The sequence below is a fragment of the Streptomyces sp. NPDC058326 genome (genome assembly GCF_042879855.1).
Classification (GTDB): Bacteria; Actinomycetota; Actinomycetes; order Streptomycetales; family Streptomycetaceae; genus Streptomyces.
Genome location: NZ_JBHVZO010000012.1, coordinates 88,102 through 102,727, shown reverse-complemented (window position 1 = coordinate 102,727; position 14,626 = coordinate 88,102). Strand labels below are relative to the sequence as shown.

Sequence of the window (14,626 nt, the reverse complement as noted above, 5' to 3'; positions counted from 1 at the left end):
TTCCCGTCTCCCACCGCGCCGGGTGCCTCACGGCGTCGCGGCCATCGGTACGCGGGCGGCGATGACCGCCCGGTAGGACTCCTCCGTCGCGGCCGCGACACGCGACCAGGTGAACCGTTCGAGTACGCGCCGCCGCCCGGCCCGCCCGTACTCCGCGCGCAGGGCCGGATCGGCGAGCAGAAGCCGTACCGCGGCCGCCAGGAGGGGCGGGTTCCCCGGTGGGACCAGCCGCCCGTTCACGCCGTCGGCGACCGAGTCCAGCTGGCCTCCCACGGCGCTCGCCACCAGGGGCCGGCCGCAGGACATGGCCTCGAGCGGCACGATGCCGAACGGTTCGTAGTCCGCCGGGCACAGCACGACGTCGGCGCCCCGCATGAGCGGCGGGACCAGCGCGGGCGGCACGGCGCCGGTGAACCGTACGCGGTCCGCCACACCGGCTTCGTCGGCGGCGGCCCGCAGACGCCGGACCTCGGGATCCGCGTCCACCTCACCGGGCGGCGGCCCGCCCGCCACCACGAGCTCGGTGTCGGGCAGCCTGCCGAGCGCCGCCACCGAGACCGCCGCGCCCTTGCGGGGCACGAGACGCCCCAGGTGCAGCAGCCGGTAGCGGTGCGGACCACGGGCCACGGCCGGTCCGTCGGGCCGGAAGGCGGCCGGATCGACACCACAGGGCACGATGTCGCACTTCGCGCGGGGAGTACCCATCGCGGCCAGCTCCTCGACCTCGTCCCGGCAGGTGGCCAGCACGCGGTCGCAGCCCATGCCGACCTCGGTCTCGTACGCGACGCGCGTCGGCGGACTCGTGTCGGCCGCGCCCTGATGACGCCGCTTCACGGTGCCCAACGCGTGATACGTGTGCAGGAACGGGACCGGTGATCCTCGCGTGGCCCACAGCGTCGCGAGCCCCGACATCCAGAAGTGCGAATGGACCACGTCGGGCGCGTCCGTCTGCCACTGCTCGGCCAGACAGCGGCTGAACGCCCGCATGTGCGGCAGGAGTTCGTCCTTCGGCAGCCGCTCCGGCGGACCGGCCGGGACGTGGTGGACCCGGACCCCGTCGCGCAGCGGGGCGACCGTCGGCAGCGTGGCGTCGTCGCGCCGGGTGTACACCGTCACGCGGTGTCCCCGGTCGGCGAGCGCCCCCGCGAGCTGGGCCACGTGCACGTTCTGGCCTCCCGCGTCGACGCCGCCGAGCGTGGCGAGCGGGCTCGCGTGCTCCGAGACCAACGCGATGGAGAGGGGGTGCGGGGTGGGGGAAGACATGAGCGGGCCTCCGGGGAGGAGAGGGGTGTTCGAGGAGCGGGTTGTTCACAGACGGACGCCCCCTCCCGCGTGGTGCGCGTCGCGCGTCGGCTCGGGGCGACGCGGCCCGGCGCCGTCCGGGGCGCGGACCGGCTCCGGTCCACCTCGTCCGGCGGCGCGGCCCGGGGACCCCACGAGCGAGGCCACCGCGTCCACCACGTCGTCGTCCCGCACCCCGTCGAGGCAGGGATGTCCCGGTACGGGGCAGACACGCGCCCGCGTCATCGCGCACGGCGCGTGCTGGTCGCCGAGCAGCACGTGCCGGACGCCGTACGGACGCCAGCGCCCGGCCGGCACGACCGGCGCGAAGAGGCACACCACAGGGGTCCGCACGGCGGCGGCCAGATGCGCGGGACCCGTGTTCCCCGCGACCACCGCGCCGGCCCGCGCGAGGACGCCCGCCAGGGCATCGAGGCCGACCGTCGCGCCCCCGAGGTCCAGTCCGTGGCGGCCCGCCACGCGGGCCGTCAGCGCGCGATCCGCCGGGGCCCCCGTCACCACCACCCGGTGCCCGGCCTCGTGCAGGGCCGCCACGGCCCGCGCCGCCCGTTCGGGGCTCCACGCCCGCGCGGGCACCGCGGCCCCGGGATGCACCACGACGTACGGCCCGGCGCCGGTCAGCCCCGCCGTGTCCGGCGGGTGTGTGACCCGGAGCCCGGCGTCGTCCCCCGGCGGCAGGCCGAAGCCCGCCGCTCGTGCCAGGTCGAGCGCCGCCTCCGCCTCGTGCCGCCCGTCACCGCGGCGGTGCCGCAGGTCGAGCAGCGCCCCGGGGTAGTCCTCGCTGTCGGCTCCGATCCACGGAACGCCCGCGAGGCGGAGCAGCAGCGCGGCGGGCAGCGGGCTCTGGTGGTACGAGACGAGGATCAGCGCCCGGTCGAAGCGGCGCGCGGCCACCGCGTCGATCAGTGCGCGGCTGGCCTCGGGCGAGACCGGCGGCGGATCGAGACCCACCCACGGTGCCTCGTGCTCCAGCACCTCGTCCACGCCGGGCAGCAGCCGCCCGGCGGGGACGCCCGCCGGGCCGCAGAGCATCGCCGTCCACGAGGACCCCGCCGCGACGGCCCGGGCGGCCGGCCCGGCCAGGAGGACGTCGCCGACGCTGTCGAGACGCACGACGAGCGTGCGCGGGGCGGCTCTCACGGGCCACCGTCCGTGGCTCCCGCGTCCGTGAACCGCGTGGCGAGGGTGATCCGTACGGCCGCGAGGAGGTCCGGCGCCGTTCGGGGGGCCGAGGCGATCTCGGCGGCGAGCGTCGCCTCCGTCGGGACGAGGACGCCCAGGGCCCCCGCCGAGCGGGCGGCCTCCATGTCGCTGCCGATGTCCCCGATCACGACGGAACGCGAGGGGCGTACCTCCAGCCGGTCACAGGCGGCGAGGACGAGTCCCGGTGCGGGCTTCCGGCAGCCGCAGCCGTCGTCGGGACCGTGCGGGCACACCGCCCACACCGCGAACGGCCCCAGGAGCCGGTCCACCCGTCGGCGTACCGCCGTCACCTGACCCGGTGTCAGCAGGCCGCGCGCCACCCCGGACTGGTTGCTGACCACGCCGACGGCGATCCCCAACGACCGCAGCAGCGCCACCGCCTCCTCGGCCCCCGGCCGGAGGAGCACCCGGCGCGGATCCCCGTTGTACGGCACGTCCACGACGAGCGTGCCGTCCCGGTCGAACAGCACGGCGTCGGGACCCGTCGCCCGGGTGCCGCGCCCGACCGCACCGGCCCGGGGGCCGGTGGACACCCAGGGGCCCCCGACCGGCCCGCCTCCGACCGGCGTACCCGTACGGGCCGTCGGCGGCAGGGGCCGCCCGGGGCTCATGAGACCGCCTCCGGCCGCTCGCTGGGACGTGGCAGCCCGACCGGCACGACCGGTGGACGGGCGGGGCCACGGGGGCGCGCCGCTCGGTGCGCCACGGACCCGCGCAGCCAGTGCCAGGTGGCGACCGGCGGAATGACGACACTGGTCAGGACCATGTCGACGATCTCGGCGCGGGTACGCGGGCCGGGCAGCACGCGGGCGACGGTGAACTCCGCCGTACCGGCGAACCAGAGGGCCCCGCAGAGCGCGGCGGCCCGTGGCCGCCCGGCCAGGGCGCAGGCCACGGCGGCGCAGGCGGCGACCGTGACGGCCCTGTGGCGGGGCAGCCGGCCACGGGGCGCTCCTGCCGGGTCACGCCAGTGCGGACCGTGGAGGCGGCCCATCAGGACGTCGTCGCCGTTCCCCGCCTGCTGGCGGACCGAGATCCAGCGGTCGGCCTGACGCGGGGGATGGGCGGTGAGCCGCGCGCCCTGCGCCAGCTCCCAGCCGCCGGCGAGCAGCCGGAGGGCGAGGTCCGCGTCCTCACGGAAGGCGCGGCGGAAACGTTCGTCGAAGCCTCCGGCGGCGTTCAGGGCCTGTCGTCTGACGGCCATGTCGGCGGTGATCCAGCGGGCCGTCGCAAGGGCGGCGGTGTTGCGCTCCCCGTCGGTCGGCCTCCGCCCGGCGGGCAGCGGCACCTCGATACGGGCCGCCACGGCGGCCGTACGGGCGGAGGCCGCCGCCAGGTCACGGGCGAGATCCTCGCCCCAGGTGGCGGACGGCACGACGTCGTCGTCGAGGAAGACGACCCAGGGCACCTTTCCGACCCGGCGGGCGCCGGTGTTCCGTGCGGCGGCCGGGCCCCGGGCCCGCCCCGCCACGACCGTGGTGACCGGGCGCAGCGCCTCGGGCACGGACAGCTCGGGCACGGCTCCGCCACTGCCCGGCCGGTCGTGGACGATGACCACCCTGGACGGCGGAGGGCCGGCCGCCCCCGCGAGGGCCTCCAGGCAGCGGGTGAGGCTGGGGCGCCCGGTGGTCGGGATGACCACCGCGTAACGCGGGGCCGGTGCGCGGCCGTTCACCGGACGCCGCCCTCGCCGGTCCCGGCGTTCCAGTCCTGGCGGCCCGCCTGGAACAGGTCGGCCCTGCGGACCGCGAACGGGCCGATCGCCAGCAGGTCCACCGGGGTCGAACCGAAGCACTCCAGCGCGTCCCTGGGATCGTCCACCATCGGCCGGCCCGCCGTGTTGAGGCTGGTGTTGACCACGACGGGCAGCCCGGTCCGCCGCTCGAACTCCTCCAGCATCCGCGCCACCAGCGGCTCGAGCAGCCGGTCCACCGTCTGGATCCGGGCGGTGCCGTCGACGTGCACGACCGCCGGGATCCGCTCACGCCAGGCCGGGGCCACGCCGTGGACGAACAGCATGTACGGGCTCGGCAGCGGGCCGTCGAAAATCTCCGCGGACCGTTCCGTCAGCACCATCGGCGCGACCGGCCGGAACTGCTCGCGCCCCTTGATGTCGTTGAGCCGTTCCAGGTTCCCCGCGTGCCCCGGGTGCGCGAGCAGCGAACGGTGGCCGAGGGCTCTCGGACCGTACTCGGAACGCCCCTGGAACCAGGCCACGACCCCGTTCGCGGCCAGGGTCTCCGCCACGGTGACGGCGATGTCGGGAGGACGTTCGAAGGGAACGGCCGCCGTCTTCAGCCGACCCGCGAGCTCGGCGTCCGTCCATTCCCTGCCGAGCGCGGCGCCGGGCATCGGGGCCGGGTCCTCGCCCGCCTCCGCCGCGAGCAGCAGCGCGGCGCCCAGGGCCGTACCGGCGTCACCGGCGGCCGGCTGCACCCAGACGCGGGAGAACGGGCCTTCCCGGGCGATACGTGAATTCGCCACGCAGTTCAGGGCGACGCCGCCGGCCAGGGTGAGCACCTCGTCGTGGGTCCTCCCGTGCAGCCATCGCACCAGGTCGAGCAGCGTCTCCTCCAGCACCGCCTGGGTACTTGCGGCCACGTCGGCGTGCGCGCCGGTCCACGGCTCGTCGGCCCTCCGGGGCGGACACAGCTCCCCCCAGGGCACGCCATGCGCCACGAACCCGCCGTCGCCGGTCGGGTGGACGTACCGCCGGAGCTCACCGAGCATCCGGGGCGTCCCGTGCGAGGCGAGCGCCATCACCTTGAACTCGTCGGACGACCGCAGGAAGCCGAGGTGCTCGGTCAGCTCCTCGTAGACGAGCCCCAGCGAATCGGGCAGGGCCTGGGCACGCAGGGGTTCGAGGCGGTCGCCGAGCCGTCGCGCGGCCAGGTGGGAGGCCGATTCGCCACGTCCGTCGAGCACCAGGACCGACGAGCTCTCGGCCGCCTCGGCACCGAACGCGCCGGACGCGGCGTGCGCCATGTGGTGACCGACGAACCGGACGCGCGCCGGATCGAGGCCGGGCAGCGCGGTCGCCAGGAACCCGGGGGCGTGCCGGGCGTACGCCTGACGCAGGCTGTCCCAGGGGTCGTCGAGGCCCATGTCCGCGGCGGGACGGGCCAGAGCGGGGTCGTACGAGTAGGCGACCAGGTCCAGGTCCCCGGGGCGCAGCCCGGCCAGGTCCAGGCACCATCGCGCGGCCTGCTCGGGCAGCTCCCAGGCCGAGAACGGCACCGGCCGCTTGCCGTGCTTGCGGCGCGAGAACCGTTCCTCCTCGGCCGCGGCGACGGTGATGCCGTCGACGACCAGGGCGGCGGCGGGGTCGTGGAAGAGGGCGTTGACGCCGAGAACACGCATGGGAGACCTTTCCGGTGTCGGCGGGCGGGCTTGTCCCGGTACGCGGGAGCGAGAGGTCGGGGGAGGGACCGGGGGCGCACGCCGGGCGGTTTTCCGGGCCGGGCCGCATGTCCCGGAGTGTCCCGCTGGAGTCCGGTCGGGCGGTTACCCCTACCGAGCAGCGCTACTCACCGAATACGGAGATTTCCGGAGAAACGATGAGGCATGGGTGCGCGGTGTCGGGGCAGCAGCCCGGTGCCGCTGCCCGGATGCTTCCCCTCCCTGCCGGGCAGCGGCACCGGAACACGGGGAGGGGGCCCCGGCCGGACGAGCCGAGGGGGCTACCGTCCGACGAGCCGGTGAGCGGCCCTGACGACATGCCCGCGCGAGATCCCGGCGGCGCCGAGGAGCTCGTCGGTGGTGCCGGAGCCGGGCAGACCGGTCACGGCGAGGTGGGCGAAGGCGGGCCGCTGCCCGGCCGCGGCGAGGGCGGAGAGCACGGCTTCACCGATCCCGCCCTGGGGCCGGTGGTCCTCGACGACGACGAGAGCACCGGTCTCCTCCGCGGCGCGGGCGAGGACCTCCGTGTCGACGGGCTTGACGGAGTACAGGTCGACCACGCGCGCGTGCACGCCGTCGCCGGCCAGTCGCTCGGCTGCGGCGAGGCACTCGTGGAGGGTGACACCGGCGCCGACGAGGGTGATTTCGTCGTGCTCGCTCCGGCGGAGGACCTTCGCGCCCCCCACGGGGAACGTCTCGCCCTCCGGATAGAGCACGGGGTGGGCGCCACGGGTGGTGCGCAGATAGGAGATGCCGTCGAGATCGGCCATGGCGACGGTCAGGGCCGCCGCCGAGGTCGCGTCGCTGGGGTAGAGAACGGTGGAGCCGAGGACGGCCCGCATCATGGCCAGGTCTTCGAGCCCCATCTGCGAGGGGCCGTCCGCGCCGATCTCGACGCCGCAGTGCGTGCCGCACAGGGCCATGCTGACCTGTGAGACGGCGGCCATGCGGATGAAGTCGTGCGCGCGCGTCAGGAAGGCGGCGAAGGTCGTGGCGTACGGACGGAAGCCGCGCACGGCCATCCCGACGGCATCGGCGATCATCTGCTGCTCGGCGATGTAGGTCTGGAAGAACCGCTCGGGGTGGGCGTCCCGGAAGTCCTCGGTGTGCGTGGAGTTGCCGACCTCGGCGTCCAGGACGACGACGTCGGGGCGAGCGCCAAGGGCGACGAGAGCGCTGCCGTAGGCGACGCGGGTGGCGACCTTTTCGCCGACCTCGAAGCGGGGCGGGGGAGGGGGCTCGACGCCCCGGCCCTCCGTGCCGCCGGTGGGCACGACGGTGGGCGGGGTGGCGGGCGGCCGGGGGCCGCGCACCCTCAGATCGCGTACGCCGCCGAGTGCGGAGACGGCTCGTTCCGCCATGTCGTCGGGCAGCGGCTTGCCGTGCCAGCCGTTCTTGTCGGCGACCTCGGCGACGCCCCGCCCCTTGACGGTCCTCGCGACGACGACCGTGGGCGCCCGCCCGTCCGCGGCGGTGGTCAGAGCCCCGTCGATCGCTTCGAGGTCATGGCCGTCGACGACGAGTGCCCGGCACCCGAACGCCTCCACCCGGCGGGCGTACGCGTCCGTGTCCCACTCCAGCTCGGTGGGACCGCACTGACCGAGGCGGTTCACGTCGACGAGTGCGGTGAAGCCCGCCAGCCGGTGGTGCCCCGCCTTGTCGAGGGCCTCCCACACGGAGCCCTCGGTCATCTCGCTGTCGCCGCACAGCACCCACACCCGGTAGTCGCGCTTCTCCAGCTCCCGGCCCGCCAGCGCGATCCCGACGCCGTACGCCACGCCCTGGCCGAGCGAGCCGGTCGCCACGTCCACCCAGGGCAGTACGGGCGTGGGGTGGCCCTGCAGACGGTGGCCGAAGCGGCGGTAGGTCGTCATCAGCTCGTCGTCCCCGATCGCGCCGGCCGCCTTGAACATCGCGTACAGCAGCGGCGAGGCGTGCCCCTTCGAGAAGACGAGGTGGTCGGCCGCCGGGTTGTCGGGCGCGTCCCAGTCGTACCGCAGGTGGCGGGTCATCAGGACCGCCATCAGGTCGGCCGCGGACAGACTGGACGTGGGATGCCCGGACCCCGCGGCCGTGCTGGCCCGCACGGAGTCCACCCGGAGCTGCTGCGCGAGCTCGAACACCTGGGCGAGATCGCTGTCGGGGCCGAGCGCGGTGGTCGTGGCGGACGCGGTCATGACGGAGGTCCTTTCACCTGGGTCCGAGGGCCCGTACCGTCGCGAAGGAGGCACACCGGCGCACGGCGGTCCGGAACGCGCCGACCGCTACCGGGAACGGGCTTCGCGCGTCCTCGAACGGTTCTCCTTGCGTATCGCTTCCAAGAGCTCGGGCCTGCTCATCCGTGAACGGCCGGGGATGTCCAGACGCCGGGCCAACTCGTACAGATGCTCCTTGGTGGCCTGCTCGTCGACGCCCTCACCGCTGCGGGCCGGCCGCTCCCTGGGCGTCCTGGCGCGGGGGTCGGAGGGCCCCCTCCGGCCGTGCTCCTTGCGCTCCCAGTGGTCGCCGACCTTCTCGTACGAGTGCTTGAGCGCGCTGAAGGCCACCCGGTGGGCCCGCTCGCCCTCCCCGTACTGCTCCACGGCCGAGTCGTGGGCCTCGATCCAGGTACGCCGCGCCTGCTCGGGGGAACGCTCCAGCGTCGAAGGAAGCTCCTCTCGCCCTGGCATGGGTCACCTCCGGTGACGGACGGACACGGCGGTGCGGGCGCACCACTCCCAGCGGTGCCCCCGCGACCGTGCCGCAAACAGGGCGCCCGTACCGGCGACCGGATCGCCTCGACGCTGCCCCCGTCGGTGAACGTCAGCGCGGTCCGGCCGGCCCGGCGGGGCTGATCCGTGGGGTGCGCAGGGTGGAGATCACCTGGTTGTCGGTGATCTGGGGAAACTCCTCGTACCACTGGCCGACCGACCGGAAGGATTCCGGCCGGTGCAGACAGAAGACCTCGTCGGCCTCCCGGAGCATGGCGGCGTGGGCCTCCGGTGAGCAGACCGGCACGGCGAGGATCAGCCGGGCCGGGCGCGTGCCACGGAGATGGCGGAGGGCCGCACGCGCGGTCACGCCCGTGGCGAGCCCGTCGTCGACGAGGACGACGGTCCGGCCCGCCGTCGCCGGCGCGGGCCTGCCCTGCCGGTACAGATCCTCGCGGCGGTGCAGCTCGGCGCGCTGGCGTGCGACCTCGGAGGCGAACTCGTCCTCGCTCATCCCGAGCATGGCCAGGCTGTCCTCGTCGAACACGGGCGGGTCCTCGTCCACGACGGCCCCGACACCGACCTCCGGCCGGTCCGGCATGCCGATCTTGCGTGCCACCAGCACGTCCATCGTGGTGCCGAGTGCCCGTGCGACCTCCGCCGCGACCGGCACCCCACCGCGCGGCAGAGCGAGGACGAGGGGATCGACGAGATCGCCGTGGCCCGCCCGCTCGACGAGCCGGTCGGCCAGTTCCCGTCCGGCCTGTCGATGATCGTGGAACCGCATCGGAGATCATCCTTCCGTCCGTGGGGCCGGGCGCCACCGCCAGGACGCACACCGCCGAAAGCCCGGCCGAACGGGCGACTACCCGCTTCGGCGCCGGAAATCGACGACGGGACCCGGCTTTCGAGACCCGGGGTGCCCCGGCTTTCGAGACCCGGGCGCAAGCCCGCCCCGGACCGGGGCGCCGGGCCTCCCGCCGCGGGTGGTGGTCACAGGGCCGAGTCAGGCGTTTCGGCGGGGGCTCCCGTGGACCGCGTCGAGTACCAGATCCAGCAGCCGGTGGGGCCGCGGCTCCGCGTGCCCGTCGCCGGCCGTGGAGAGCGCGATGCCGATGACGAGCTGAACGAGCTCGCCGACGGTCAGGTCGGCGCGCGCCGTTCCCCGCTCCTGTGCCCGGCTGAGCAGACCGCTCGCCGCCTCCAGGACGCACGTCGCCGGATATGTCGCGGCGGCACCGCACCAGCAGGCGAACATCCGGAGGCTGGGCTTCGGCGACCCGGACATCATCGGCGGGCCGAGCCGCCGACTGGTGGACGCGATCGTCGCGTACGGAGACGTGGAGGCGATCCGCCGCCGTGTCCAGGAACACTTCGACGCCGGAGCGGACCACGTCTGTCTGCAGGTACTGAGCGCTGATCCGACCACGCTGCCGGAGCGGGAGTGGCGCGAGCTCGCCGCTCTTGTGCGCCTTCGACCCCGGTCGAAATAAGCCGCGGCCCCTGTCTCAGCCCGCCGCGTCGAGGAGCAGGCGCGCGGCCACCGTCGCCCCGTCCGTGCGGACCGTACCGGCCACGGCGGTCGCCCGTGCCCGGGTCCCGGTGTCCAGCGCCGTCCCGAGCGCGGCCGACAGGGACGCGACGGTCGGCATCGGGCCGTCGTGCGCCACGCCGACACCCAACTCGGCCACCCTCTCCGCCCAGTACGGCTGATCCGCGCCCTGCGCCACCACCACCTGGGGCGCCCCCGCCCGCGCGGCCGTCGTCGTGGTACCCGCGCTGCCGTGGTGCACGACGGCGGCCACCCGTGCGAACAGCCTCTGATGGTTCACCTCGTCGACGGCGAGGCAGTCGTCCCGGTCGTCGGCGAGGTCGATCCCCGCCCAGCCACGGGAGAGGATCACCCGAAGGCCCCGCGCGCGGATCGCCTCGACGGCCACCCGGGCGACATTCTTCAAGGCGTCCAGCGGCATGCTGCCGAAACCCACGTACACCGGAGGCGCTCCGGCGTCCAGGAACGCCGTCAGCTCCGGCGGCAGCGGCCGCTCGTCCGAGCGGAGCCAGGCACCGGTCTGCACCACGCCGAGGTCCGTGGGCCGCCACGGGCTCAGGACCGGGTCGGTGGCCAGCCACGGGCGGTCGGTGAAGGCGTAGCCGCGGACGTCGTCCACGGGGGGCAGCCCGACCGACGCCCGATGCGCGTTGAGCATCGCACCGAACATGTCGTTCGCGTTCCGCGCGTCCTGCTCCCACAGCACCCGGTTGTCGTCCACCCCCGGGGGCAGCGGCCTGCCCCGCCGCGCGGGCGGCGGCTGGTAGGGCGACGGCAGGACGACCGGCTGGTGACTCGCGTGCACATAGCGGATGCCCAGCTTCTCGGCCGCCGACCGCGCGCCGGCCGTGACGGGCAGCGGGCCGGTCGCCACGATCGCGTCGCACCCCTCCGCGGCCGCGGCGACCGTGCCGAGCTGGGCGGCGATCAGATCGGCGGCCCGCTGGGCCAGGCCGACCGCGGACCCCGGCTTCACCGAGGAGACCAGGGGGCGCACCGGCTGCCCCACCGGCACCATCGGCACGCCGACACCGGCCAGTAGCTTCCCGAACTCCTCGTCCGGCGGCGCGCACACCCGCACCTCGGCACCGAGCTCCCGCAACCGCACCGCGAGCCCCACCATCGGTTCGACGCTTCCACGCGATCCGTACGTCGACAACAGCACCCGCACGCCGCGACCCCCCTGTTCGATACGTGTTCCGGTCCGAGCCGCCCATTCTGCGCCACGTCCCGGACCCTGCCCCGGGCGCCCCCTTCCCGCGGCCGGTCAGGGGCGCCGCCAGTCGTCCTCCCGCAGATGCGATCCGGCCATGGGACCCATACGCAGCATGCCGCCGTCCACGGCCCAGGACGCGCCAGTGACGTACGAGGAGTCGGGGCCGGCCAGGAACGCGATCACGGCGGCGACCTCCCGCGCGTCCCCCGGGCGCCCCAGCGGCACGCCGGGCCGCGACTCCCGCCGTACGTCGGTGTCCTCCTGTCCGGTCATCGGCGTGGCGATCTCGCCGGGGGCCACGGCGTTGACCGTGATGCCGTGCTCGGCCAGTTCCAGGGCCATGACCTGGGTCAGGAGCCCCAGGCCGCCCTTGGCCGCGCAGTACGGCCCCGCGCCGACGCGCGGCTGGTGCTCGTGGACGGACGTGACGTTCACGATCCGGCCGCCGCCGCCCTGGGCGATCATGCGCCGGGCCGCTCGCTGGGAGCAGAGCAGCGGCCCCACCAGGTCCACGTCAAGGACGTCCCGGACGGTCGCCAGGTCCAGATCGAGGAAGGCCGTGGCGGTGCCGGTCCCGGCGTTGTTGACGAGGACGTCGATCCTGCCGAGCGCGTCCGCGAGCCGGTCGACGACGTCCGCCGCCTCCGGGAGCCGGGTGAGATCCAGATGCTCCACCACGGCACGGCGGCCGTGCCCCCGCACCTCCTCGGCGGTGGCGTGGGCGCCCTCCTCGTCGCTGTGCCAGGTGATGCCGACGTCCAGGCCCTGCTCGGCGAGCCGGACGGCGACGGCCCGCCCGATGCCGGAGTCCGCACCGGTGACCAGGGCGGTGAGGGGGCGGAAGGCGAGACCGCCCGGTACGGCGGACGAGCCGGTGCCCGCCTCCGCCTCTCCGTGGTGCGTGTCCATGGCTGTGCCTGTCCTCCTGTGCGCGTGTCTCTGTAGGCGTGGGCGTCAGACCGAGGCGGGGAAGCGCTGCCACACGCGGTGGCGGCTGAGCAGTCCGGTCAGCTCGGAGAACACCTGCCCCGGGTCCTCGCCCAGGACGACCCCCGGCGCGTCCGAGGACAGCCGGGCCGCTTCCAGAGCCGCGGCTCCCTCGCCCGTCGCGCACACGGCCTTGCCGTGGCGGTAGGCCTCGGTGAGCAGCAGCGCCACCCGAGGGTCGAGGAGCGGCGCGTCCGTCGTGACGTGGCCGGCCTTCGCGTCCCGTACACCCTGCGCGTCGAGACCGGGAGCGGGGCACGCGGCGACGTACAGGGCGTCGAACTCGGTGGACCGCGCCGCGGCGAACGACCGCTGCACCGTGACCGGCTCCCCGCCGGCGTCGAGGACGCCCCCGGTCGCGGCGATCACGAGGGGGACCGTCCCCGCGCTCAGGGCGGCCTCGCGGAACGACCGTACGGCTGCCATGCCGGCGGCGTCGGTCTCGTCGGCGACGATGCCGATGACCCGCCCGTCGAGCGGCCAATCCTCACCGAGCTGCGAGAGCGCGGGGCTGGGACGGACCTCGGCGTACGGCTCCGTCGCCGGCGGCACGGAGAGTCCGAGACCCGCGGCGACGCCTTCGCAGAGGACGGGGTCGATGTTGGCGAGGACCGTCAGGACACGTTCCTTCACCGCCTGTTCGTAGCATTTGCTCAGCTCGAAGGTGTACGCCGCGATGATGTGCTCGCGTTCCGTCGGCGTCATGCTCAGCCAGAAGAGGCGGGGCTGCCCGAAGTGGTCGGAGAACGACTGGGGCGCTTCGCGTCCCTTGGTCGACTCCGGGACAGGGACGGGCGCCTCGATGTACGCGCCGGTGTCCGCCCCGGCGAGGAACGGACATCCCCCGTCGAGGGAGTTGGGGTGGTAGGGGGCGACCCCGGTGTGGACGGCCGTCTGGTGCATGCCGTCACGCAGCATGTCGTTGACCGGGGCGTGCGGGCGGTTGATGGGGATCTGGCCGAAGTTGGGGCCGCCGAGCCTGCTGATCTGGGTGTCGAGGTAGGAGAAGAGGCGACCGGCGAGCAGCGGGTCGTCGGTGACGTCGATGCCGGGCACCAGGTGGCCGGGATGGAAGGCCACCTGCTCCGTCTCGGCGAAGAAGTTCTTCGTGTTCGCGTTGAGGGTCATCAGGCCGATCGGCTGCACGGGGGCCAGCTCCTCCGGCACGATCTTCGTCGGGTCGAGCAGGTCGATGCCCTCGAAGGTCTGCTCCGGGGTGTCGGGGAACGTCTGGACGCCGAGCTCCCACTGCGGATGGGCGCCTGCCTCGATGGCGTCGAACAGGTCCCTCCGGTGGAAGTCGGGATCCATGCCGCCGATGATCTGCGCCTCCTCCCAGACGAGCGAGTGCACGCCGAGGCGGGGCTTCCAGTGGAACTTGACCAGCGTCGTCCCGCCGTCGCCGTCGACGAGACGGAAGGTGTGGACGCCGAAGCCCTCCATCATCCGGTACGAGCGGGGGATGCCCCGGTCGGACATGTTCCACAGCGTGTGGTGGGTGGCCTCGGTGTGCAGCGAGACGAAGTCCCAGAAGGTGTCGTGGGCGCTCTGCGCCTGCGGGATCTCCCGGTCGGGGTGCGGCTTGCCGGCGTGGATGACGTCGGGGAACTTGATGGCGTCCTGGATGAAGAAGACCGGGATGTTGTTCCCGACGAGGTCGAACGTCCCCTCCTCGGTGTAGAACTTCGTCGCGAAGCCCCGTGTGTCGCGGACGGTGTCCGCCGAGCCGCGCGAGCCGAGGACCGTGGAGAACCGTACGAACACGGGAGTCTCGACCTCGTCGGCGAGGAACGCGGCCTTCGTCAGCCGGCTCGCCGTCCCGTAACTCCGGAACACTCCGTGGGCCGCCGCACCGCGCGCGTGGACCACACGCTCGGGGATGCGCTCGTGGTCGAAGTGGGTGATCTTCTCGCGCAGGTGGTGGTCCTGGAGCAGCACAGGGCCGCGGCTGCCGGCCTTGAGCGAGCGGTCGGTCTCGTAGAGCCGGGCGCCCTGCGCCGTCGTGAGGTACGCGCCGCTCTGCGCCGACCTGGCGGGGTCCTCCCCGGTGGCCTGTCCCGTGGGGCTGACGGTCTCGGGGCCGCTCTGGTCCGGCTTGGGCGGCAGCGGGCCGTGGGGCTGGGTGGGCTCCTCGAGGGACGAGGGTTTGGCACCGGGCCGGCCGGGGACGTCGGGCTCGGGGGACGGGTCCGGGGTCGGATTCGCTGTCATGGCGGGGGTCACTCCTGGTGCGATGGTCCGATGGGCGTCTGTCTCGCTCTTCACGCCTGCCCCGTC

12 protein-coding genes are annotated in these 14,626 nt (G+C 74.5%); all 12 read right to left on the bottom strand.

What is annotated here, in order from left to right; translation table 11 throughout:
- Positions 1 to 27: 27 nt before the first annotated feature.
- On the bottom strand, positions 28 to 1,263 hold the full coding sequence (locus ACFVYX_RS22270) for a glycosyltransferase (protein WP_389683155.1): 1,236 nt from the start codon (positions 1,261 to 1,263) through the stop codon (positions 28 to 30).
- 45 nt (positions 1,264 to 1,308) lie between these two features.
- Positions 1,309 to 2,442 (bottom strand): glycosyltransferase family 9 protein, encoded by a 1,134-nt coding sequence (locus ACFVYX_RS22265; RefSeq protein ID WP_389683154.1) that lies wholly within the window; start codon positions 2,440 to 2,442, stop codon positions 1,309 to 1,311.
- Positions 2,439 to 3,116: a D-glycero-alpha-D-manno-heptose-1,7-bisphosphate 7-phosphatase gene (locus tag ACFVYX_RS22260; protein ID WP_389683153.1), complete on the bottom strand. Its 678-nt coding sequence runs from the start codon at positions 3,114 to 3,116 to the stop codon at positions 2,439 to 2,441. Before ACFVYX_RS22260 ends, ACFVYX_RS22265 begins: the two co-directional genes overlap by 4 nt.
- Positions 3,113 to 4,180: a glycosyltransferase family 2 protein gene (locus ACFVYX_RS22255; protein ID WP_389683152.1), complete on the bottom strand. Its 1,068-nt coding sequence runs from the start codon at positions 4,178 to 4,180 to the stop codon at positions 3,113 to 3,115. Before ACFVYX_RS22255 ends, ACFVYX_RS22260 begins: the two co-directional genes overlap by 4 nt.
- Entirely contained in the window at positions 4,177 to 5,865 is a 1,689-nt protein-coding gene (locus ACFVYX_RS22250; protein ID WP_389683151.1) for a carbamoyltransferase, read from the bottom strand. The genes ACFVYX_RS22255 and ACFVYX_RS22250 overlap by 4 nt, the downstream gene beginning before the upstream one ends.
- A gap of 320 nt (positions 5,866 to 6,185) precedes the next feature.
- Positions 6,186 to 8,081 (bottom strand): transketolase, encoded by a 1,896-nt coding sequence (locus ACFVYX_RS22245; RefSeq protein WP_389683150.1) that lies wholly within the window; start codon positions 8,079 to 8,081, stop codon positions 6,186 to 6,188.
- Positions 8,082 to 8,168: 87 nt separating this feature from the next.
- The gene (locus tag ACFVYX_RS22240) at positions 8,169 to 8,573 is read right to left on the bottom strand and encodes a ChaB family protein (RefSeq protein WP_389683149.1); all 405 of its coding nucleotides are present in this window, start codon (positions 8,571 to 8,573) and stop codon (positions 8,169 to 8,171) included.
- A 133-nt stretch (positions 8,574 to 8,706) separates the two neighbouring features.
- The gene (locus tag ACFVYX_RS22235) at positions 8,707 to 9,381 is read right to left on the bottom strand and encodes a phosphoribosyltransferase (protein WP_389683148.1); all 675 of its coding nucleotides are present in this window, start codon (positions 9,379 to 9,381) and stop codon (positions 8,707 to 8,709) included.
- Between the two features lie 219 nt (positions 9,382 to 9,600).
- A complete protein-coding gene (locus tag ACFVYX_RS22230; RefSeq protein ID WP_389683147.1) occupies positions 9,601 to 9,885 on the bottom strand; it encodes a hypothetical protein in 285 nt (94 codons plus the stop codon).
- A gap of 217 nt (positions 9,886 to 10,102) precedes the next feature.
- Entirely contained in the window at positions 10,103 to 11,269 is a 1,167-nt protein-coding gene (locus tag ACFVYX_RS22225) for a glycosyltransferase (RefSeq protein WP_389683146.1), read from the bottom strand.
- Positions 11,270 to 11,413: 144 nt separating this feature from the next.
- Positions 11,414 to 12,271: an SDR family oxidoreductase gene (locus ACFVYX_RS22220; RefSeq protein ID WP_389683145.1), complete on the bottom strand. Its 858-nt coding sequence runs from the start codon at positions 12,269 to 12,271 to the stop codon at positions 11,414 to 11,416.
- Positions 12,272 to 12,316: 45 nt separating this feature from the next.
- A complete protein-coding gene (locus tag ACFVYX_RS22215; protein WP_389683144.1) occupies positions 12,317 to 14,560 on the bottom strand; it encodes a catalase in 2,244 nt (747 codons plus the stop codon).
- Positions 14,561 to 14,626: the final 66 nt, after the last annotated feature.